The 19644-nt window shown below is 61.8% G+C and carries 19 protein-coding genes and 1 pseudogene; 9 read left to right on the forward strand and 11 right to left on the reverse strand.

Features of this window, described 5'->3' with window-relative positions; all coding sequences use genetic code 11:
• Together OOJ09_RS30170 and OOJ09_RS30175 are read left to right on the forward strand one after the other, a co-directional pair.
• On the forward strand, positions 1-993 hold a 993-nt coding region (locus OOJ09_RS30170; protein ID WP_269908706.1), incomplete at its 5' end, for a ThiF family adenylyltransferase.
• On the forward strand, positions 990-1394 hold the full coding sequence (locus OOJ09_RS30175) for a DUF6527 family protein (protein ID WP_269908707.1): 405 nt from the start codon (positions 990-992) through the stop codon (positions 1392-1394). The genes OOJ09_RS30170 and OOJ09_RS30175, both read left to right, overlap by 4 nt.
• A 527-nt stretch (positions 1395-1921) precedes the next feature.
• Here OOJ09_RS30175 and scpB read toward each other — a convergent pair.
• Positions 1922-2632 (reverse strand): SMC-Scp complex subunit ScpB, encoded by a 711-nt coding sequence (gene scpB / locus OOJ09_RS30180; RefSeq protein ID WP_269908708.1) that lies wholly within the window; start codon positions 2630-2632, stop codon positions 1922-1924.
• Between the two features lie 5 nt (positions 2633-2637).
• Positions 2638-3654 carry a DUF1403 family protein gene (locus OOJ09_RS30185; RefSeq protein WP_269908740.1) on the reverse strand — a complete coding sequence of 339 codons (1017 nt, stop codon included), beginning with the start codon at positions 3652-3654 and terminating at the stop codon, positions 2638-2640.
• Between the two features lie 17 nt (positions 3655-3671).
• Between OOJ09_RS30185 and OOJ09_RS30190 the strand changes: the two genes are divergently transcribed.
• Genes OOJ09_RS30190 through OOJ09_RS30205 form a run of 4 tightly spaced genes read left to right on the forward strand, consistent with a single transcriptional unit; the run spans position 3672 to position 5853 of the window.
• Positions 3672-4025, forward strand: coding sequence for a hypothetical protein (locus tag OOJ09_RS30190; RefSeq protein WP_269908709.1), 354 nt, complete (start codon positions 3672-3674; stop codon positions 4023-4025).
• A gap of 24 nt (positions 4026-4049) precedes the next feature.
• Positions 4050-4289, forward strand: a complete 240-nt coding sequence (locus OOJ09_RS30195; protein ID WP_269908710.1) for a type II toxin-antitoxin system VapB family antitoxin — start codon at positions 4050-4052, stop codon at positions 4287-4289.
• On the forward strand, positions 4289-4684 hold the full coding sequence (locus OOJ09_RS30200) for a type II toxin-antitoxin system VapC family toxin (RefSeq protein WP_269908711.1): 396 nt from the start codon (positions 4289-4291) through the stop codon (positions 4682-4684). The genes OOJ09_RS30195 and OOJ09_RS30200 overlap by 1 nt, the downstream gene beginning before the upstream one ends.
• On the forward strand, positions 4684-5853 hold the full coding sequence (locus OOJ09_RS30205) for a site-specific integrase (protein WP_269908712.1): 1170 nt from the start codon (positions 4684-4686) through the stop codon (positions 5851-5853). The genes OOJ09_RS30200 and OOJ09_RS30205 overlap by 1 nt, the downstream gene beginning before the upstream one ends.
• A gap of 160 nt (positions 5854-6013) precedes the next feature.
• Here OOJ09_RS30205 and OOJ09_RS30210 read toward each other — a convergent pair whose 3' ends face one another.
• The 9 genes and pseudogenes from OOJ09_RS30210 to OOJ09_RS30250 form a co-directional block, all read right to left on the reverse strand.
• Positions 6014-6532, reverse strand: coding sequence for an RES family NAD+ phosphorylase (locus OOJ09_RS30210; RefSeq protein ID WP_269908713.1), 519 nt, complete (start codon positions 6530-6532; stop codon positions 6014-6016).
• Positions 6529-6918, reverse strand: a complete 390-nt coding sequence (locus OOJ09_RS30215) for an antitoxin Xre/MbcA/ParS toxin-binding domain-containing protein (RefSeq protein ID WP_269908741.1) — start codon at positions 6916-6918, stop codon at positions 6529-6531. Before OOJ09_RS30215 ends, OOJ09_RS30210 begins: the two co-directional genes overlap by 4 nt.
• Positions 6919-7074: 156 nt before the next feature.
• Entirely contained in the window at positions 7075-8295 is a 1221-nt protein-coding gene (gene repC / locus OOJ09_RS30220) for a plasmid replication protein RepC (protein WP_269908714.1), read from the reverse strand.
• Between the two features lie 155 nt (positions 8296-8450).
• Positions 8451-9416, reverse strand: coding sequence for a plasmid partitioning protein RepB (gene repB, locus OOJ09_RS30225; protein WP_269908715.1), 966 nt, complete (start codon positions 9414-9416; stop codon positions 8451-8453).
• 76 nt (positions 9417-9492) lie between these two features.
• Positions 9493-10695, reverse strand: a complete 1203-nt coding sequence (gene repA / locus OOJ09_RS30230) for a plasmid partitioning protein RepA (RefSeq protein WP_269908716.1) — start codon at positions 10693-10695, stop codon at positions 9493-9495.
• A 1362-nt stretch (positions 10696-12057) separates the two neighbouring features.
• Positions 12058-12378: pseudogene (locus tag OOJ09_RS30235) on the reverse strand (helix-turn-helix domain-containing protein); the annotation flags it as partial.
• A gap of 2 nt (positions 12379-12380) precedes the next feature.
• Positions 12381-13403, reverse strand: a complete 1023-nt coding sequence (locus tag OOJ09_RS30240; RefSeq protein WP_269908742.1) for an aminopeptidase — start codon at positions 13401-13403, stop codon at positions 12381-12383.
• Positions 13404-13865: 462 nt separating this feature from the next.
• The gene (locus OOJ09_RS30245; RefSeq protein ID WP_269908743.1) at positions 13866-14960 is read right to left on the reverse strand and encodes an ROK family transcriptional regulator; all 1095 of its coding nucleotides are present in this window, start codon (positions 14958-14960) and stop codon (positions 13866-13868) included.
• Between the two features lie 57 nt (positions 14961-15017).
• The gene (locus OOJ09_RS30250) at positions 15018-15668 is read right to left on the reverse strand and encodes an SGNH/GDSL hydrolase family protein (RefSeq protein ID WP_269908717.1); all 651 of its coding nucleotides are present in this window, start codon (positions 15666-15668) and stop codon (positions 15018-15020) included.
• Positions 15669-16027: 359 nt separating this feature from the next.
• Here OOJ09_RS30250 and OOJ09_RS30255 point away from each other — a divergent pair, with 359 nt between their 5' ends.
• The 3 genes from OOJ09_RS30255 (at position 16028) to OOJ09_RS30265 (ending at position 19644) form a co-directional block, all read left to right on the forward strand.
• Positions 16028-17074 (forward strand): substrate-binding domain-containing protein, encoded by a 1047-nt coding sequence (locus tag OOJ09_RS30255; RefSeq protein ID WP_420107572.1) that lies wholly within the window; start codon positions 16028-16030, stop codon positions 17072-17074.
• Positions 17075-17161: 87 nt separating this feature from the next.
• A complete protein-coding gene (locus tag OOJ09_RS30260; RefSeq protein WP_269908719.1) occupies positions 17162-18673 on the forward strand; it encodes a sugar ABC transporter ATP-binding protein in 1512 nt (503 codons plus the stop codon).
• 8 nt (positions 18674-18681) lie between these two features.
• Entirely contained in the window at positions 18682-19644 is a 963-nt protein-coding gene (locus OOJ09_RS30265; protein ID WP_269908720.1) for an ABC transporter permease, read from the forward strand.

The raw sequence follows: 19644 nt of genomic DNA on the forward strand, positions 1-19644 counted from the left end.
CCCGTCGACCACCAGGTCTTCTTCGCCGGCGGCGTGCCGTACGGCCTCGACGGCAAGCCGATACCCTCCCTCGGCGGCGGTGCCGCCAACGTGACGCTTGCCAAGACCGACGTCGTGGTGCAGCGGTCGTTCTCGAACAAGCCGCCGGGAGGATTCCCGGACTTCTTCACCAAGATCGAGCACTATCTGTCGATCCTTTCCGGCCCTGCCCGCCATCGGTATCCAGATGCCGACCCCTTCACCTTCAATGTCGATGAAGACGCCGGCACCGACAGCGTCTTTCATTTCCGCGACACGCTGACGAGCCGGGCGCTGATCGGGGATCTCGCCGCCAAGTTCGCCAGCGAGATCGTCGCGGTTATCGGCCTGGGCGGCACCGGTGCCTATGTTCTGGATTATCTCGTCAAGACCAATGTTCTCGAGATCAGGGGGTATGACCCAAAACCCTTCCATGTCCACAACGCATTCCGTTCGCCTGGGCGGTTGTCGCGCGACGAGCTCGGCAAGTCCAAGGCCGAGGTCTATCAGACCCGCTACGAAAACTTTCGCAAGGGGCTGCGCCTTGAGGCGAAAGCCATCGACGGCGGCTGCGAGGCCGATTTCGCGGGCGTGACCTTCGCGTTCGTCTGCGTCGACAGCGGGACAGCCCGTGCCGAGATCTTCGACCTTCTTATCCGCCTGGGCATTCCCTTCGTCGACGTCGGGATGGGCCTCGTCCGCCAAAGCGGCTCGCTCGCCGGCATGGTTCGCACGACCGTGCTGAAGCCAGAAAATGCCGCGGAAATCCGCGCCAAGGGACTGGTGCCCCTAACCGACCCGCCCGGCGACGAATACCGGGCCAACATCCAGATCGCCGAGCTGAACGCCCTGAATGCGAGCATGGCCATGCTCTGCTACAAGCAGCATTGCGGGTTTTACGCCCAGGCGCTGCCAGCGTACCATCTGCTGATGAACACCGCCTTGCCCCGCCTCTTTGTGGAACCTGAAGCGTGACGGACTTCCGGCTGGCGAAGGTCCACTATGTGCCTGCGGCGCCGGAGCCGGGCGTCCTGTACGTCTCCGAGGAGTACAAGATCGCCATGCACCTCTGCGCCTGCGGCTGCGGCAGCAAGGTGCCGGTCTCGCTCGGTCCCGCCGGGTGGACGGTCACGGAACGCAACGGCAGGCCCACAATCCGGCCCTCGATCGGCAGCGGACAGCTGCCATGCCGTTCGCATTATTTCATCACCGACGGCCGTGTCGATTGGCTCCGCGCCATGAGTGCCGCACAGACCGTGGCAGCCCTTAACTCGGACCACGGCCGGCGCGAGGCCTACTACCGCGACCTGAACCGCAAACCCCGCTGGTGGGTCCGGCTCTGGAAGGGAATGCTCGGCCTGTTCGGCCTCGGCTAGGTGGTCGGCTAAGGCATAGCGCTTCTTGCCTGCCTGCTCCGCCACGCCCACATCGATGGTGCCGACAATTGCAGCTCGACTAATCGTGCCAACTGTCGAATTTGTAATTTTCGACCAACGACGCACAAGTTCGTCGCTGGCGTTAACTCTGTGAAAAGCGCGTCCTCGAGGACTCTGAAGCCCCACACCCAACGCGATCGGGCCGATCTGCATCAAGTTTCGGACCAAAACACCGTTTCCAAAGAAGATCTGCGCCTCGTCATGTTCCCTCTTGAGATCCGAACGGTCTCCCCTGCGTCGGCCACGAGCAACAAGGTGTTGTCCCTCGGGGTTTCAAGTTGGGCTTGCGCGTGACCACGAATTTTTGGGCGGCGGCAGAGGTCGCATATCGCCGCTTGACGCCACTGACCGGATCTATGTCCGAAATCTGCCTACACATTTTCGGACATCGACGCCCTGGGCGGCAGATTGGCTATGGAAAGCGGGACGCACCCGCAAAGCACAGCCATAGTGTCGGCAGCGCCGAGCTATTCCTCCATATCGACTCCGGCATTCTCGTGGGCGCCAGCCAGCTCTGGCATGATGTCACCAGCCAGTAATTTCTCCTTCGACAGCAACCCGGCATCCTCGAGCGCCTCGAAATCCGGCAGGTCTCGCAGCGTGTCGAGGCCGAACTCCAGCAGGAATTCTTTTGTCGTGACGTAGGTGTAAGGTGCACCCGGCGTCGGGCTGCGCGGACCGGAGGCGAGCATGCCGGCGCCGCGCAGTCGACCGATCAGGTCGCGAGAAATCTCCTTACCGAAGAAGGCCGAGAGGTCGGTACGGGTGATCGGCTGGAAATAGGCGATGCACATCAGCACCAGCACCTCCGACTGCGAGAGGGTTTTTTGCTCCTGCTCGAGCGTGCCAAACGCTGCGCGAATGGCATCACCGTAGGCCGGCCGTGTCAGGTGCCGAAAACCGCCGGCGACGGCGACCAGATCATAGGGCCGGCCGCGCAGTTCTTCACGGATGTCGTCGATCAAGAGGTCGATGCTGCAGCTTTTGCCGACGATCCGCGCCAGCGTCTCGCGGCCGACCGGCTCGCTGGCTGCAAAGATCGTCGCTTCGACGCGGTGCATCCATTCGCGCCAGCGCACCTCCGGCGGCAGGTGATCCAGCTCTCGGTCAAACAGCTGGTCAGCTGATCGACCGTCATCTGACCGCCCCTTCCCTTGTCTGCGCGTTGCTTCTGCCATCGCTTTCAGATCCCGTAGATGCGGAAGGTCGCGCGGCCGGACAGTTCGCGCACAGCGCCGAGCTCGACCAGCCGGTCGAACAGGCGGCGCAATCCGCGGTCGCTCATGCCAGCGATCTTTTCGGATGCGACGATCGCGTCGTCGGACAGGAGTCTTTCGACGACCATGTCCGCCGCCTTGGCCCTGAGTTTTGGCGCAACTGCAAGCAGTCGGTCCGCGCGGCGCTCGAGCTCGGCGGAAAGATCAATCGCGCGCAGCGCGGCGCGCGCCTGCGCGGCAAGCAGACCTTTCACACGCTCAGGATCTGTCTCAATGCTTGTCGCCACAGAGCTGGCTCCCGATCGATGCGGCCGGGCGCTTGTGCCCAAGGCTGCTTCGGCACCCAGCAGCGGCAAAGCATGTGCCCAGCCCAGTCGTTGCGCCAGGATGGCGTCGGCGAGCCAGGCTCCGAGGGCGCGCGCAAAACCGTAGCGTTCGGCGATCGCTATGGCGCCGGTCATTATTCCCACCGTCCCGTCACTGGCGGCCAGCTGTCGAAGATCGTCCGTGAGGGCGCTCACGCCCTCGTCGTCGGGAGCATAGCCGAATTCCTCCAATACCGCGGCCAGATTTCTCCTCGTCAGAAGCTCCTCTGCGGGCCGGGCGACCAGCCGGCGCCAGGCGAGGAGCAAAAGGCCGGCGGGCCCGACATTGTCACCGGGTCGCGTGAGCAGCACGGCGTCGCGCAGCGCGCTTTCATCCTCGACGCGGCCAGCCTGCCGTGCCGTCACGCCGGCCGCAACAAGCGCCAGCCGCAGCCGCCAAGCGCCGGCCCACCGCTCCTGCCGGCGGACCACCGCATCGAGCGCACCAATGGTGGCGCCTGCTGTGTGCGCGAGGTCTTCAATTTCTTTTCCCGCAAGGCTTTGCGCATCCGGGATGGCCCTGCGCAGCCAGGCTGGCACCGTCGCCATCGGCGCGGTCGAAGGGGCACCGGCAAGCGAGGCGTGGTGGCGTTGAGAGGGCTTGGGACGCAGAATCATCGAAAACACGATGAATCATGGCGGCGCTTTTGGCAACAAAAGTTGACAAAAAGCGCTGTGGCTGTCATGCAGAAGCAACGAACGATAATCTTGCATTATCAGTTGTTCTGGTCTCTCAAGGGGAAATGTCCTTTCTCGTCAAGCAAAAACCCGAAAAAGGTCCTCGGGACGGTCCCGCGCCGTCCCACAGCACGGCCGTGGGCGACAATTTCGTCGCGCGATGCAGTTCGCCCAGCGTGGCCGGCATCGGCGTGCACATTGTGGCTTTCCCGAAAGCGTCGCCGCGCCTCCGCGGCGCTCCCGTCGTCCAGTCGCCAGGCAAGGATTCCCTTGCCGGAGGACAGGCTGATCGTCTATATATGATCGTATAGCAGTATAGACCAAGGAGTATGGGGATGGCGTTTTCCGTCAAGGACGACCGCACCGATGCGGCGGTTCGCAGACTGGCCAAACTCAAGAACATGAGCCTTACCGAGACGATCCGCGACGCCGTGGAACAGGAGTATCAGCGCAGCCGCGGCGCAATCCCCCTGGCCCAGCGGCTGCAGGCGCTCGCCGAGCGCTATCGCGCCTTTCCCGAAACCGGTGCCCAAGCCGACAAGGCTTTTTTCGATGACCTGTCGGGCAACAGCTGATGTTTGTCGACGCTTCGGCCATCATTGCGATCATCGGCGACGAAGACGATGGCTTGGCGCTTGCGGCTCGCCTTGGTCAGGCCGCAAGTGTCCGCGTCTCGCCGATCGTTGTGTATGAGGCCGTCGCCGGCCTGGCGCGCAGACGTGCCTGCCCGATCGAAGAGGCGGAGGAACTCGTCACCCTCATGCTGGACGAGATTCCTGCACAAATGATCGAGATCAATGGCGCGATCGGAGGCGAAGCAATCCGGGCGTTCCATCGGTTCGGCAAGGGCCGGCACAAGGCGGATCTGAATATGGGCGATTGCTTCGCCTACGCTTGTGCCAAGCTCTATGACATCCCGCTGCTGTTCAAGGGCAATGATTTCGTGCACACCGACATCGAGGTGGCCTGATGGACCGGAAAGCCGAGGAGCGACCTATCGCCCGACAAGACAAGGCAAGCGCCGACGACCTGCCGGACATCATCGGCGTGGTGATGGAAATGAGCCAGGCACCCGCCGATCCGGCCTTGCCTCCTCCGCAGACGACGTACGGGTCGCGGCCCCCGTCCGGTTTGGAGCCAACGCCTGGCTTTCCGGCTCATCTGGAAGGGCTCGCCGAGCGCGCTCGCGATTACGTCGAGGCAGCAAGCTCGGCCAACACCCGTCGCGCCTACGCCGCTGACTGGAAACATTTCCGTGCCTGGGCGCGCCGCCAGCATCTCGAGGTGTTGCCGCCGGATCCGCAGGTCGTCGGCCTCTACATCACGGCTTGCGCGTCCGGCATGGCAGCGGGCGACAGGAAACCGAACTCCGTGGCCACGATCGAACGCCGCCTTTCGTCGCTGACCTGGAATTATTCTCAGCGTGGCCAGCCGCTGGACAGAAAGGATCGACACATCGCCACGGTGCTGGCCGGCATTCGCAACAGCCACGCCTCCCCTCCCCGGCAGAAAGAAGCCATTGTTCCGGAAGATCTGATTGCCATGCTCGAGACGCTTGACCGCGGCACGCTGCGTGGCCTGCGCGACCGCGCCATGCTGCTGTTGGGTTTCGCCGGAGGCCTGCGCCGTTCCGAAATTGTCGGTCTCGACGTTGCCAGGGATCAAACCGAGGACGGCCGCGGCTGGATCGAGGTGTTGGACAAAGGCGTTCTCGTCACACTGCGCGGAAAGACCGGCTGGCGCGAGGTCGAGATCGGCCGCGGCTCTTCCGATGCCACCTGCCCGGCTGTCGCCGTGCAGACCTGGCTGAAACTGGCCAGGATCGGCCATGGGCCGCTGTTCCGGCGCGTCATCGGGCAAGGCAAGGCGGTTGGCTCCGAGCGGCTGAACGACCAGGAGGTGGCACGGCTGGTCAAACGCGCCGCGCTATCTGCTGGCGTCCGAGGCGACCTGTCAGAAGGCGAACGGAAGGAGAAGTTCGCCGGTCACTCGTTGCGCGCGGGCCTTGCCTCGTCAGCCGAGGTCGAAGAGCGCTATGTGCAAAGGCAGCTCGGCCATGCCTCGGCCGAAATGACCCGCCGGTATCAGCGCCGAAGGGATCGATTCCGCGTCAATCTCACCAAGGCGAGTGGCCTGTAGCAATCGGGAAGAAGCCCCCTCCCCTGCCCCCGGTTTGAAAGCAACGCAAGTTCTGTTCCGTCAAGGGGCGAGCATGGTCAGTCTCAACGACGGACACGCGTTTCGAGATCGGCCGATGGCTTGCGGGATCCCACAAGATCGCCGAGCCTCAGCCCGACCATTAACGCCAGGACAGTTGGTCCTTGGGCAGTCGGCCGCTTGGGTCGAACACAACCACCTGATGAGGCAGGTCAGGTCCCCACTTCCAAAGCACGAGATTGCGATCCTCCGGCTCGGCGCCCGGAGCAAAGCTCGGCACCAGGATTGCGGCCATGCCCTGTCCGGCAAGGCGGTCATGGATGGTCCATGACGCCGGTCGTTCGCCCTTTGCCAGAGCCATTGCCCAGGCACAATTCATGTCATCTGTCGTGATCGAGAACTCGGCCCTCGCTGCCTCGGACGTGAGGTCGACGATATCCGCACAGTCGACTTCGTAAGAGCACAAGACGCAGGGATCGATGCGATGCGCAAAGCCCTGATTGGCCTCCTTGACCGCGGTCATGACGCTCAAACCCAGATAGAGCGCCGGCACGCCTTTGGGATTGAAGCGGCCCCCCCTGATCGCAGCCCCCTCGCCCGATGTTGGTTTGAATGCCCAGCGTGGATCGTGTGCCCGGTAGCAGGTCCCCACGAACCTCAAGCAAAGCCTCCGAGGGCCATATGGTCGAGATAATCCCGAACGGCACCCGCCTTGCCATCCTTGACGAGCGCTTCGGCGGTACGTCCTCCGAAGGCTGGCAGGGGTTGGGCGCGATACCAGGCCATTGCCTGTTCCTTGCCCCCCGACCATTCGGTGATCCGGCTGATGATTTCGAGCATCTCGCGCAGGCGACCCTGCGTTCTGGCGGCGCCACTGCGTTCAGCGCGGTAGATGGTTTCGCGAGCCAATCCCGCAGTCTCCGCGAGCTGGCCCTTGGACATGCCAAATCCGGCCGCCACCTGGTCGATCGCAATCTTTCCGCCCCTATCCATATAAGACAGCACCAATGGCTGCATCGCCGGCGAGAGTTTCAGAACTTGGGTCATAACGCCACCTTGCCATATCCACGGACGCATTTCTTGTGCATAAGATATGGCATATTCCAGTTTCTTACAAGGACGCGTCGCGTTGCGTTCAGACGTCCAGCCCAAAACCTCGCTGGCGCACCAGGCCGATAACGGCATTGGGCCGCCCCGCCGGCGTCACAACAGCTGCTTCCTCTTCTCGAGTTTTGCCCGCAGCAGCGCCATGATCATCGGCCAGACCGAAAACTTCCCATCCCTGGCCCGTGTTGTCAGGCTCCGCAGATAGCCGCCAGGGCTGGAGATATGCTCGAAACGCTGCTGGATCGCAGCAATCACGGTCGCGGCCTGGTCCTCGCCCATCACCTCGCATGCTTCCTGGTAGGCGCTGGGGCTGATCCCGAGATACGCCCTGCCCGTGGCGGCCGCGGCCATCAAATCCCGCCATGTCCGGATTTCGCCGCCCTTGGCGAGGGCCACAATGTCCGGGCAGGCGTCCAACACGATCCCCAATGGCAGCTCGCGCCTGGGCAAGTGCCGCACATTGTCGGTTTCCGCCGCGCTGGCGCTCGCTTCTTGCTCTTTTCCAGAGCTTTGTTCAATTTCAATATTAGAGTCTGGATTTGAATTCTGTATGTGGCGCTCAGAATGAGACTCATTGGCGTTCTTATTGTGTGAATTGACGAACGTTTCCAGTGTGTTCTGCACCTCCAGCCACAGCGCCTCGAGCTCCCCTGCTATGGCGTCGTACGACTGGCGCGGTGCCGTACGCGGAATCCGGCCGGCAATCCCCTCATACGCGCGCTGGAACCCTCTCCAATCGGCCGGGATTGCCTCGTCTATGCCCGTGGCGATCATCTTGACGATATCGCGTCGGCACAGAGTGATCCGCTCCTTGGCCAGCTTGAGAGCCCGCCGCTCGGCCACGACGGCCTCGGCGAGTTCCTTGAATTCCTGCGCCCGCACCACCATCGGCGCCAGGTCGAAGCCATAGGCCTGCTCGATCTCCCCGCTCGGTCCCTTGCGCGCGAAACGCTTGCCGTTGGGACTGTCTCTGCGAATGACCAGTCCGCACTGCACCAGGACAGCAAGATGCCGCCGCAGCGTCGCCGGCGACATGCCATTGGCCCGACTGATGAGCTGCTCGTTTGACGGAAAGACGATCAGGTCGCTGTCGCCATTGAACGCCGTATCGGGATGGAACGACAAGAGTGCATTGAGAATCGCCAAGGCGCGATCGGTTGCGCCGACCGCGTCACGGGCCTCGCGGACGTGCTGGAATACATGCCACTTGTGCACCGTGGCATCCTTGTCCACCGCCCTCGCGGCGACCTGGGCTGCCATCATGCCAAGCGTCATCGGCCGCCGCCCAAAGGGCGTCGTCGTATAATGCCTCTCCATTTCCCTCACCTTCAATCAGGCAAAAGAAAACTGCTCGTCGAAACGACGCCAACGACTCTTGACAGTGATTCGGGGAAGTGCGATTCTCAGCTTGCTACAGACATGAGAAGGGCTTCCGCGACGGTTTCGTTCGGGGGCCTTTTTCTTTTGCGGTTTCAGTCTCCTGTTTTCTTCTCCGCTTCCGATGCCCGGAAGGCCTCGAAAAGTTCATCCAGCCTTTCGGAAATGAATGCGCCAAAGGACGATGCTTCCCTGGATTTCAGGGCGAGCGTATACACCTTTCCCGTGTCCGTGATCTTGGCTTGCACCGACCTGTCCTGCGGCGCCCAGGCCCTTTCCCTGGACTTCGATTTCGCCCCCGGGCTTTTCACCGGAGCACTCACACAGTCAAAGAGGCGGGCAAAGCGGCCGTCACTGCCCAGCTGGGCGAAATCGGCGCTTGTCACACACTCGGTCGCACGCGCCACGGCGCGAGGATGCTCCATCAGCTTGGCAAGCTGCCACCAGCGATCCCTGCCAATGGTCTTGGCGGCGCCGACCGCCACAATCACCTGCTCGGGAATGTTGCTGGTGACGCTGCGCATCTTCGAATAGGTCGTATCGTCGAGTGCAAGGGCTGACTTCACCGTCTCCGGCGAATGCCCCCGTTTGAGAATGCGGTCCGCAAACAGCGTCCGTTCGATGAAGGACAGGTTTGCCCGCGCGGCATTCTCCTGGCCCTGGGCGATGACATGGTCCTCATCGTCCATCTTCTTGACGACAGCGCGGACGGGCCTCTCCAGCTGCCGGGCGACCCTGACGCGCCTGTGGCCAAAGACGGTTTGAAAACGGCCCGAAATCTCCGGGTGAGGTCTGACCAGAACCGGAGAGTCCTGCCCCCGCTCGCGGATCGCCGCCAGCAACTCCTGAAAGGCCTGGTCGTCGTCGTTCATGCGGTCCGAGACGAATGACGTGTCGACCAAAGCCGGATCAAGATCGACGACCGAGCTCCTGGACAGCTCCTCGAATGACTGCATGATCGATCGCGACGCGCCGCGAACCGCATACCCCGAGACATCCCGATTGTCGGCGACCGGCGCCGCTGGGCTCATGACACTGCCGAATATGTCCCTGCGCGCCATTAGTCGCTCCGATTCGCGATTAGTCGACTGATTTCACGAGGGAAATGTCCACTTTTTACCGCCGTAAAACACGCCGTCATGACCGTCCCCATGCGCGATGGATCAGGGTTGCGATCTCCGAATTCACCGCATCCAGCGATTCGAGCGCGCGGTCGTAGGTTGAACGGGTAAAAGCCGACTTCTCCACCTCGTAGAGCGTCTGTTTTGTCAGACCGGCATCGGAAATCGCCGTCGACTTGAGCATCGGATTGTCGAGGATCTGGCCAGCGAGCATCGATTGCATGAAGCCGACCATCTGCGCCTGCGGAATGTCTGTCGGTTCATAACGCGTGATCAGATAGCGAAACCAGTCGAGCTCGATGGAGGCGCCGGCAGCCTTGATGGTCTTCAGGATGCCGCCAAGCATCAGCAGGAACTGGCTCATCGACATCAGGTCGAGCATCTGCGGATGAACGGTGATGAGAACCGAGGTCGCCGCCGACATCGCCGTCAAGGTGAGATAGCCAAGCTGCGGCGGGCAATCGACAACCACGACATCATAGCGCTCGTCCACCTCGGTCAGAGCCCGGGCGATCCTGGTGAAGAACTGGCGGCCGGCGCTGGATGACCTGTCCTGCATGGCCAGCGGCGTGTCGTATTCGTATTCCTGCAGCTCGAGATTGGCCGGAACGATATCCAGTCCCGGAAAGTTCGTCGGCATGATCACATCGGCTATCGGCTTGCGCTCGTCGTCATAGCGGATCGCCTCGTAGAGCGAGAGGTTGCGATCGAGTTCGGGCTGGAAGCCATGCAGGGCAGAAAGCGAAGCTTGCGGGTCGAGATCGATTGCAAGCACGCGGTGCCCGGTCAGCGCAAGGTGCTGGGCGAGGTGGGCCGCGGTCGTGGTCTTGCCACTTCCACCCTTGAAGTTCACGACCGCAACCACCTGGAGCTTGTCGCCCGATTTGCGGTGCGGCACGTATTTCTTGACCTCGGTCCTGCCATGCCGGTCCAGGAAGTGGCGAAGCTCAAGCATCTGCCCCGCGGTGTAGGACCGGCGTCCCGAGGGGACCTGCTCGGGCATCGGTCCCTTGCCTTCGAGGTGCAGCCGCTTCAGATTGTTCTGCGAGACGCCAAGGTAGTGGGCGACTTCCGCCATCGAAAAAGATCGAAGGGTCTTTGTCGCGTTGGGCGGGAACTTCTCCATGCGGAGCTGGTTCAGGCGCCGCGATATCTCCGCGCCCTGCTCGAGGATCTTGTCGTCGAACTCGAAGCGTGGCAATCGCATGGCAATGTTCATTTCCGTCGAACCCGAATTGGCGCTTTTTGTGAGCAATCCTCTCAACAAGCGCCATTAAGCTCCGATTCGGACAGCCCGGCAAGAAGTTTTAGGTTAACAACAGGTTAACGCAACTGGCTGGCTCCCTTCTGTAAGCCTTGGCCACACTGTGACAGCCGCGGGGCCTCCCTAAAATCGCTAAATCCATGTTTTCACAGCCGTATCACCCCTTTTTTACTGCCGTAAACCGCTCTGGCAGACGCAGCTCCGGGTGAGGGGCTCTATGCCCTCATGACAGCGCGACGAGCCATGCCCCCGATCGCCATGGCGGGAAGTCCGGCCCGGGCCTATCGCTCCACCCAGACGAATTTCCGCCTCGGTTTTGCCTGTGGAAGGGCGGGGGCCTGCCAGGCAGCGGACTCAGAAGCGCTGATGACATCGCCAGGAGGCCGGCAACCGCGCACCCCAACCCCTATCTATGTCAGATGCGATCGTTCGATCTCCTGGTCGAACAATCGCTCCCGCCAGCGGGGGTCGGGTGAGCTGGGAGAGACGTGGACCACGCGGATGTTTCAGGCGAGGCGTCCTCCGACGTATTTTTGATGCATCTACGCTCTCGGTGGGCACGCGGTTTCCGAGTTCATACGCGCGAAGGACCGGCTTGAGCGTTTCGCCAACCTATCCATCATGACGCATGGGATTGGAGGCCCTCTGCAAGGCGCACCGGGCGATCGCATCCCATCACCGTGAGATGCTTACGGGCGTCTTCGAAGGCCAGGATGACAGGCTTCATCCGGGTCTCGTTCCCTAACGTGGGCGCGTTAAAGGGCATATCAACATTCTGGCCACCGCACCATGCGGGAAGATGGCCGCCTCAAAACGGCGGGCGCGGGCAGTTCGGGCTGCAGACACGAGCAACGGCCTGGTGTCACCGGCGGGGAGGGGATCTCCCAGTCGAGTGCCATAGCGGCAGGAAAAGGCGATGCCTGGTCCCACAGCCGAGCGCTGCAACTGAGCAGGGGCGACCACGCAAACTCTCAGCCCTTCGCGCCGGGGCGACAGGGGTGCCGGCGCGTCCGCGTTGGGGAGGGGGCCGGACGGACGCGCCGAAGTGACCGACAATCGCCTCACGATCTAGCCAAAGAGCACGGCCCGGGTCTGTCGCCAGGCCATAGCGAGATAGATGCAGGGTTGTCGACCCGGAGGAGCAGACCACGGCAAGCTTAACACAGAGGCAAGCGGCTCGACTGTTCCATACCGAACAGCCAGGTCTGAAACGGAAAGGATATGCTGAAGACAAACGCAGAAGACGTCCCGCGAGGCATTCTTGGCGGCCTTGTCCCCAAGCTGTGAGTGGCTGGAAGGATTGCGCAGTCTCTGAACCTAAGCGGTTTCCGCCACACCGGGAACCGAAACCGGGTTGCGGCGACGTCCATACCGTCGAGGTGATGACCCCATGATCTTCTTGAAAGCCATGCTGAAGGACGTTTCGGACTCATAGCCGAGTGACGGGGCTATGACCGAAATCGGATCTTTGGAATTCTTCAGTCTGTCGCTCGCAAGCAGTATGCGCCATTGCGCCAGATAGTCGATTAGCGAGGTGCCGACCGTCTCCTTAAATTTCAGGGCGAATGTCGATCGCGACATGCCGACAAGTGACGCCAGCTCTTGCAGGGTCCAGCGATGCGCGGGATCGTCGTGTATGGTCAACCGCACCTGTCGGCAGCCTTAAGCGCTTCGGCACGGGAAGGGTTGGGCAAATCCGCGATGCGTCGAACAGAAGCGTAGAATCTTGGATAATCGCCGGAACACAAATCGAACAAGTGAAGAAACGCCGGAACCTGTTGCCCGTACACAGCAGTCGCGGCGAGCTTTGCGTTGTTGATCGGGCTATCGAACCAGACTTCGTATCCCCGGTATCCGGCCCAGCGCCTGTCGCGCATCTGCCGGTAGCGCATCCGCAGCTTGTCGATCGTGGCTGCCTTGGCAGCCGCCATCTGCTGCGGGGTGCGGGGACTTTCATAGACCTGTGTTAACTCGTCCCGAGTCTTCGACACCAGTCCGAGAAAATCAGATCTGCGCTTGCGATCGGCTTCGTAGCGGCGCAATCCGGGCTGATCTCCGGCGACGCGGAGCCACTTCCTGACGCCTGTGGTTTCAACGGCAACTGCAAAAGCCTCATTGAATGCTGAGTCGTCATCCACATAGAGGCGCTGATGCGCCAGTTCATGAAAAATAAGGCTTGCGAGATACGTGTCGTCCTGACGGAGCATGGTGCTTAGCAGCGGATCACTGCACCAGCCCAGTGTGGAATAGGCGGTGACGCCGGTGACATAGACGTCCAGCCCCTGTCTATGAAGCTCGACAGCGCTTTCAGTCGCGGATCTTCGAGCAAAGTAACCCCGGTAGGGAACGCAGCCAAAAACCGGAAAGCACCATGTTCGTGGCGTCAGGGAGAATTGCGGCGCGGCAAAAACGGCCCAGGTCACAGCGTCCCGACCGATATCAACATAGCTGCGGTAGCTGTTGTTTTCGGGCAGTGCCAGTTCATCTGTCGCAAACCGTCTTATGGTGGTCGCCGACGTCAACTTGACGCGCAAGGCCTCAGGCGTCGACGGGTCATGAACCAATTTTCCAACATTTTCGCGCGCCGCCATGATCTGCACGTGACCCTCGATCGACTGCGCGTAGTAGGAAATGCTCGTGCAGCCGGTTACCGCGGACGTCATAATTACCGCGACAAGTATTCGAAGGACGCGCTTCACTGTTTGTCCACCCCTTGCCCATCTCCCATGCAGCAAATGTCTCGATCTCGCGCTCTCAGACAGGCGTACCAATTCTCGTCAAGAACTGAAGGGGACAGCGGGTGGGACAAGTCAAATCTACGCTGAAAAATTCGTCATCGCCGATATTGCCGGTTGGCGAATTGGCATCGCGGCTGTCATTTAGCGCTATCGTCATTTTCGGCCGTCAGACACCGACGCGATACGCCGTTGCGCTGCTTCGAACGCGCTGGCGGGGTCCGTGCCGGTTCTCTGTCCGTCCTCCGCTTCCTTGTCTCGCACCGAAACCGGACAGTCCATAGCCACGCGTCCTTCTTGACCCGGGACAGCAGGGTTTGGGTCAACAACTCTACGTCAGGCAATTTGTGCCTCCGGCCACAGGCGGCGTTCTGCTCATTGACGTCCCGATCATTGAATCATAAACCGCGAGCTGAACGGCAGGCTTGCCGCTCCAACAGCCTTTGGGCTAACGGTAACGCGCGCCGGGAGCGCGTCGATATTGGCGAATTCCCGGTTGATATCGGCGCATAGTGAGTTGGCGATCCTCTGCGGCGCATGGCTGGAGAGAACGACCGTCTTGAACTCAACGAACTGGATCAGCGCCGAAATCGAAGCTTTCAGCCGGTTCGAACATTCCCCCAGCCATTCGCTGTAGGCTTCACCGAGCTCGGGCCACTCGGCGCTGCTGCTCCAGATGATCTCGGACGGCTGCTTGCGTGCGTTTAGCGCGTTCTCGAGGCGCATCAGGCCGTGATCGAAGCTCGTGCTGGAGTTTCCTTTGTAGATCTGGTGGTTGAGGATGAGCCTGCTCTGCAGCCGTGCTCCGAGATAGAAGAACAGATAGTCGTTCAGGGGCTTTGCAACGCCAAACATGCTTTCGCCGCCGGCCGCCGCGGTGATGTCGTTCTGCACAAAGACCGGCAGCTTGATCTGCTCTTCGATCTCGGCCTGCAAGGCCTTGAGGGAGTGGCCCGATCCGTTGCAGGTCGCCGCCATGGCGTCGATTTCGTCTGGAACGGCCAGCCCGATGCCGGCGATGCGGCCGCGCGCCCCTGCCGGCAAACTCCCCATGGCGTCCCGGATCGCCGCCAGCAAATCACCGCCACGCTGAAAGAGGTTCAGCTCCTCAGCCGGCAACTGCTTGTGGAAGCGCACGGTGCCGATGAAGTCGATGAGCGCCACGTCGATCCTGCGCCGGCTGAAGCCGACGCCAACCGCGTAGGCGCCTTCGGGGTTAAGCGAAAGCGGGATGGTGGGCGGCCCGACGCGCCCGCGCTGGGCCTCGCCCTGGGAGACCAGGCCTTCCTGCTCGAGGGAACGGACGATAACCGAGGCGGTCTGCGCCGACAGGCCTGTCTTTTCGCCGATTTCCATCCGCGACATGCCCTCGTTCTGCAACAACAGGGACAGCACCAGCCGCTCATTGTAGCTGCGCACGCTCAACGCATTGAGCCCGCTCGCTCGATCGGCGATGCGCAAGGGATTGGGGGGGGCGAACCTCATATCAGGCAAGGGATGCCCCATCGGTAAGAACGCGTTGCCTGGCGGCGGTCTGGCGGCTCATGTCGAGCGGCTCCAGCCGATTGCATCGACCGCGCGGGCGAGTGCGGTACCGAGCAATCTGTGGGCTTCCGCATCGATGTGAAACCCGTCCGCCTCGCTGCAAGACACAACCGAGCCGGCATCGAAAAAGTGCAGTTCCAAGGAGTCCGCGAGAACTTCGAACTCGAGCGCCAGCAGGCGCGATTTCTCCGGCGCGCCGGCGAAGATCGACTTCCATTCCTTGACGTCGTCCTGCATTGGCGGCGGCGCCACGATCATGATCTCGGGCGTGGTGCCGCCCGGGCCGGGCGCCAGCTCCTTGATGTCGTAAACCAGGCAGCCGATGCCCATCGCCACTTCCGACGGCGGCTTGTTGAAGCGGATCTTGAGGTCGTTGGTGCCGAGCATGATGATGACCAAGTCGAGCGTCGCGTGACTCTGCAGGCAAGGTCGAAGATAGGTTCGGCCATTTTTGTGCGCGCCCTCGATGGGATCGTCGTGGACCGTGGTTCGCCCGCTCAGGCCCTCTTCGATGACGTACCAGCCGGCGCCCAGCTGGGCGCGCAATACGCCTGGCCAACGCTCATCGGGACCGTAGCGCTCGAGCGGCCCCTTGCCGGGGATCTGGCCGTGCGTGTTGGAGTCGCCATAGCACAAGACTGATCGCATTTTTTTCCGCCGAAGCTGACCGCGCGCCGGATGCCGACGAGCGCCGCACATGATGGATAGCGGAGCGGCGAAAGGCAAGCAAAGGAATAGTCATTCAACATGACTAACTATTGACAGGCCGAATCCGCTGTGCTTCTAACGTGCCCGGAGGAGTTCTCAACCGCCATCATCGTCCAGCCTCGGTTGGGCCTCGACACGCATGTGTTCGGGGGCGGGAGATCTGCGTGCATCGGTCGGCAGATCGCCGACGACGAACATGCATTGGGAGAGCGTCTCGCGGCCCGTGCGCGTCCGTACGGCCACAAGCAACTGCAAGGAGGAGCTCAATGTTAGGATTGCTGAAAACCGCCGGACTGGGAATGTTCGTTGCGTCCGCGCTCGTTGCGACGTCCCTGGCACATGCGGAAGATGTCAAGCTGATGGACGGCGTGACGCCACGCCCCGACGACACGCGCATGACCGCGGCCGGCGCATTCAAGAAGGATCCGCCCTGGGTCATTGGAATGAGCGACTTCGGCGTGAATGCGAACACCTGGACAGTCCAGGTGGCGCATGAGGCCGACAACGCCGCCGCGAAGGACAAACGCATTTCGAAATTCATCCTGCTTGATGCGGGCTTTGACCAGAAGAAGCAGGTGGCCGACATCGAGGATCTGATCGCGCAGCATGTCGACGCGATCATCGTGCAGCCGGTTACCAGCACGTCGGCGAATGCCAGCATCGCCAAGGCCGTCGCCGCCGGCATTCCGGTCATTCTGCATACCGGCCGCATCGATTCCGACGCCTACACCACCGAAATTCAAGGCGGAGCCGAGCACTTCGGCAAGGTCATGGGCGACTGGCTGATGAAAACCGTTGGCGACAACGGCAAGATCTGGGTTCTGCGTGGCCTTGCCGGTCACCCGGAAGACACCAACCGCTACAATGGCCTGCTAGAAGCGCTGAAGGGCACGCATGTGCAGATCATCGCCGAGGAGCATGGCGACTGGCAGTACGACAAGGCCAAGAAGCTGTGCGAGACGCTCTACCTGAACAACCCGCAGGTCGACGGCATCTGGTCGTCCGGCGCCGACATGACGCGTGCCTGCGTCGATGTCTTCAAGCAGTTCGGCACTCCCGTTCCGCCGATTTCGGGCGAGGGCAACAACGGCTATTTCGGCCAGTGGCTCACGGATGGATTCAAGTCGATCTCTCCGGAATACAGCCCTGCCCAGGGAGCCGCCGGCGTGCGCGCCGCCGTCGCCCTGCTCGAGGGTCAACAGCTCTACAAGCGCTATGTCTACAATCCCGACGGCTGGGATCGTGACAAGGCGGCAAAATACTATCGCGACGACCTAACGGCAAACGTCTGGTGGCCGAGCGAACTGCCCGAGGACAAGCTCAAGGAGTATTACGGCAAGAAGTGACGGCGAAAGCCGTGACTGGCGGGGGCGTGGACAAGCATTCCCCCGCGGGCCGCTCCATCTGCCGCAGCAGGTTCGTTCGAGGGTTCCGTGACCAATCTTATCGAGATGTCGCATATTTCGAAGACATTCGGAGGCAGCAAGGCGCTGCACTCCGTTTCCCTCGCTCTCAAGGCGGGCAGCGTTCATGCCTTGATGGGGGAGAACGGCGCCGGCAAGTCGACGCTGATGAAGATCCTCGCGGGCGTGCATCAGCCCGATACCGGAGAGATTTTCATGAACGGGCAAAAGCTCGACCTGAAATCGCCCCGCGACGCGCTGGACGCTGGCATCTCGACCGTTTTCCAGGAGCACTCGCTGCTGCCCAACCTGTCGATCGCCGAGAATATGTTTCTCGGCCGGGAACCGACGACCCGGTTTGGCTCGATCGATTATCGCGCGATGAACGACGAGACCGCCAGGGCGCTTGGCGAGCTTGGCCTCGCGCTCGAACCGTCACAGCTTGTTTCCAACCTGACCATCGCCGAGCGGCAATTCGTCGAGATCGCGCATTGCATCCAGGCCGATGCCAGCGTGCTCATCCTCGACGAGCCGACGGCGGCGCTCAACGCGGCCGATGTCGATGTGCTCAACCGCAACATCCGCCGGCTGCGCGATAAGGGAAAGGCCATCGTCTACATCTCGCATCGCATGGAGGAGATCTTCGAGCTCTGCGACACGGTGACGGTGCTGAAGGACGGCGCACTGGTCGGCACAAGAATGGTGTCCGAGATCGCCACCGACGAACTAATCGCCATGATGGTCGGACGCGAGCTCCAGGACCTTTTTCCCGATCGCACGGATGACAAGGGCGACGAGATCCTGCGCGTCGAGAACCTCAGGATCACCGAGACATCGCAGCCGCTGTCGCTGACATTGCACAAGGGTGAGATCGTCGCCCTGGCCGGACTGGAGGGGCAGGGCCAGCAGCGCTTCCTGAGATCGCTGATCGGCCGCTATCATCCCTTCGCCGGGACGATTTCCATCAACGGCAAAGCGCTGAAAATGCCGCTATCGACATCCTCTGGCGTTCGGCATCTGCAGCGGCTGCGCGTTGGCTTCGTTCCCGAGGATCGTAAGGAAGAGGGGCTCTTTCTCACGCTCCCGATCGCCCACAACATCGCTATCGGACTGCATTCGAGACAATCGGAACTTGCCTTGGCGCGACCGTATCGAAGCGTCATTGCCCGCATGATGGAGGTCATGAACGTCAAGGCGTCGGGCCCGTCTGTCCCGGTCGGCTCCCTGTCCGGCGGCAACCAGCAGAAGGTTCTGCTAGGCCGTTACCTGGCCGCCGATCTGGATCTTCTCCTGGTGGAGGAGCCGACCCGCGGTGTCGACATCGGCGCCAAGTCCGAGATCTACCATCTGCTGCACGACTTCACGCGCAGGGGTGGCGCCGTGCTAGTGCTGTCGCGCGAGACGATCGAATTGATCGGGCTCTGCGACCGCATCTACGTCGTGCACGACAACACCATCGTTGCCGAAATGCCGGCAGAGCAGGCGACGGAACACAAAATCCTCGACGCGGCCCTGGCGGGCGGCACCGCGCGCCAGCATTAGAGGCCTCCATGCACCGTTCGTTGTTCAACATCCTGAGCGGCCGCAACACGCGGCAAGGCCTGTGGGGCCTGCCGTTGCTGGTTGCCTTGCTCATTTCGCTGTGGCTGACTGTGCAGACCACACAGTTCGCGACGGCTGAAAACCTTTTCAACCTGGTTGCCCAGGCAATGCCTCTGATCATCGTGGCGATCGGACAGCTCATCGTCGTGCTCATCGGCGGGCTTGATCTGTCCGTCGGCTCGGTCATCAGCCTTACGACGGCGATGCTGGCGCTGGACCAGCCTGCGATCGTGCTGATCCCCGCGGTCTTCGTGCTGGCGGCACTCATTGGGCTGATCAATGGCCTGGCGATCACCCGCTTCAACGTACATCCGATCATCACGACGTTGTCGACGCAGTACATCGTGCTCGGCATCACGCGCATCTTGCGGCCGGTTTCAGGTGGCACCGTGCCGGAGATTGTCATCAATTCGGTTTCCGGCAGTCTCCTCGGCGTTCCCTATCCGGTTTTCTGGGGCATCACCGTGATCCTGGTGGCGTGGAAGCTGCTGTACGGCTCGAGATACGGGCTGTATCTGTTTGCGATCGGTGGCGGGATCGCTTCCGGCGCCGAAAGCGCGGCACGTAATTTCGGCGTCTCCGATCGCCGCGACATCGTTCTGGCTTACGTGGTCTGCTCATGTTTCGCAGCCGTTGCCGGGGTCTTCCTGGCCGGGCGCATTGTGTCGGGCGACCCGAATGTCGGACTTCTCTTCGAACTCGACGCCATCACTGCCGTGGCGCTCGGAGGCACCCAACTGTCCGGCGGCATAGGCAGCCTGCATGGCACGGTGATCGGCGCTCTTGTCATGGCATTGCTGGCCAACGGCATGAACCTCGCCAACGTCTCGCCCTTCATCCAGACCGCGATCAAGGGCGGCATCCTGCTGGCAGTGGTCGGGCTGCAATCCCGCAAGAAGATGGGACTCTGA

The sequence above is a fragment of the Mesorhizobium qingshengii genome, assembly GCF_027563465.1.
In the GTDB taxonomy this organism is placed as follows: domain Bacteria; phylum Pseudomonadota; class Alphaproteobacteria; order Rhizobiales; family Rhizobiaceae; genus Mesorhizobium; species Mesorhizobium qingshengii_A.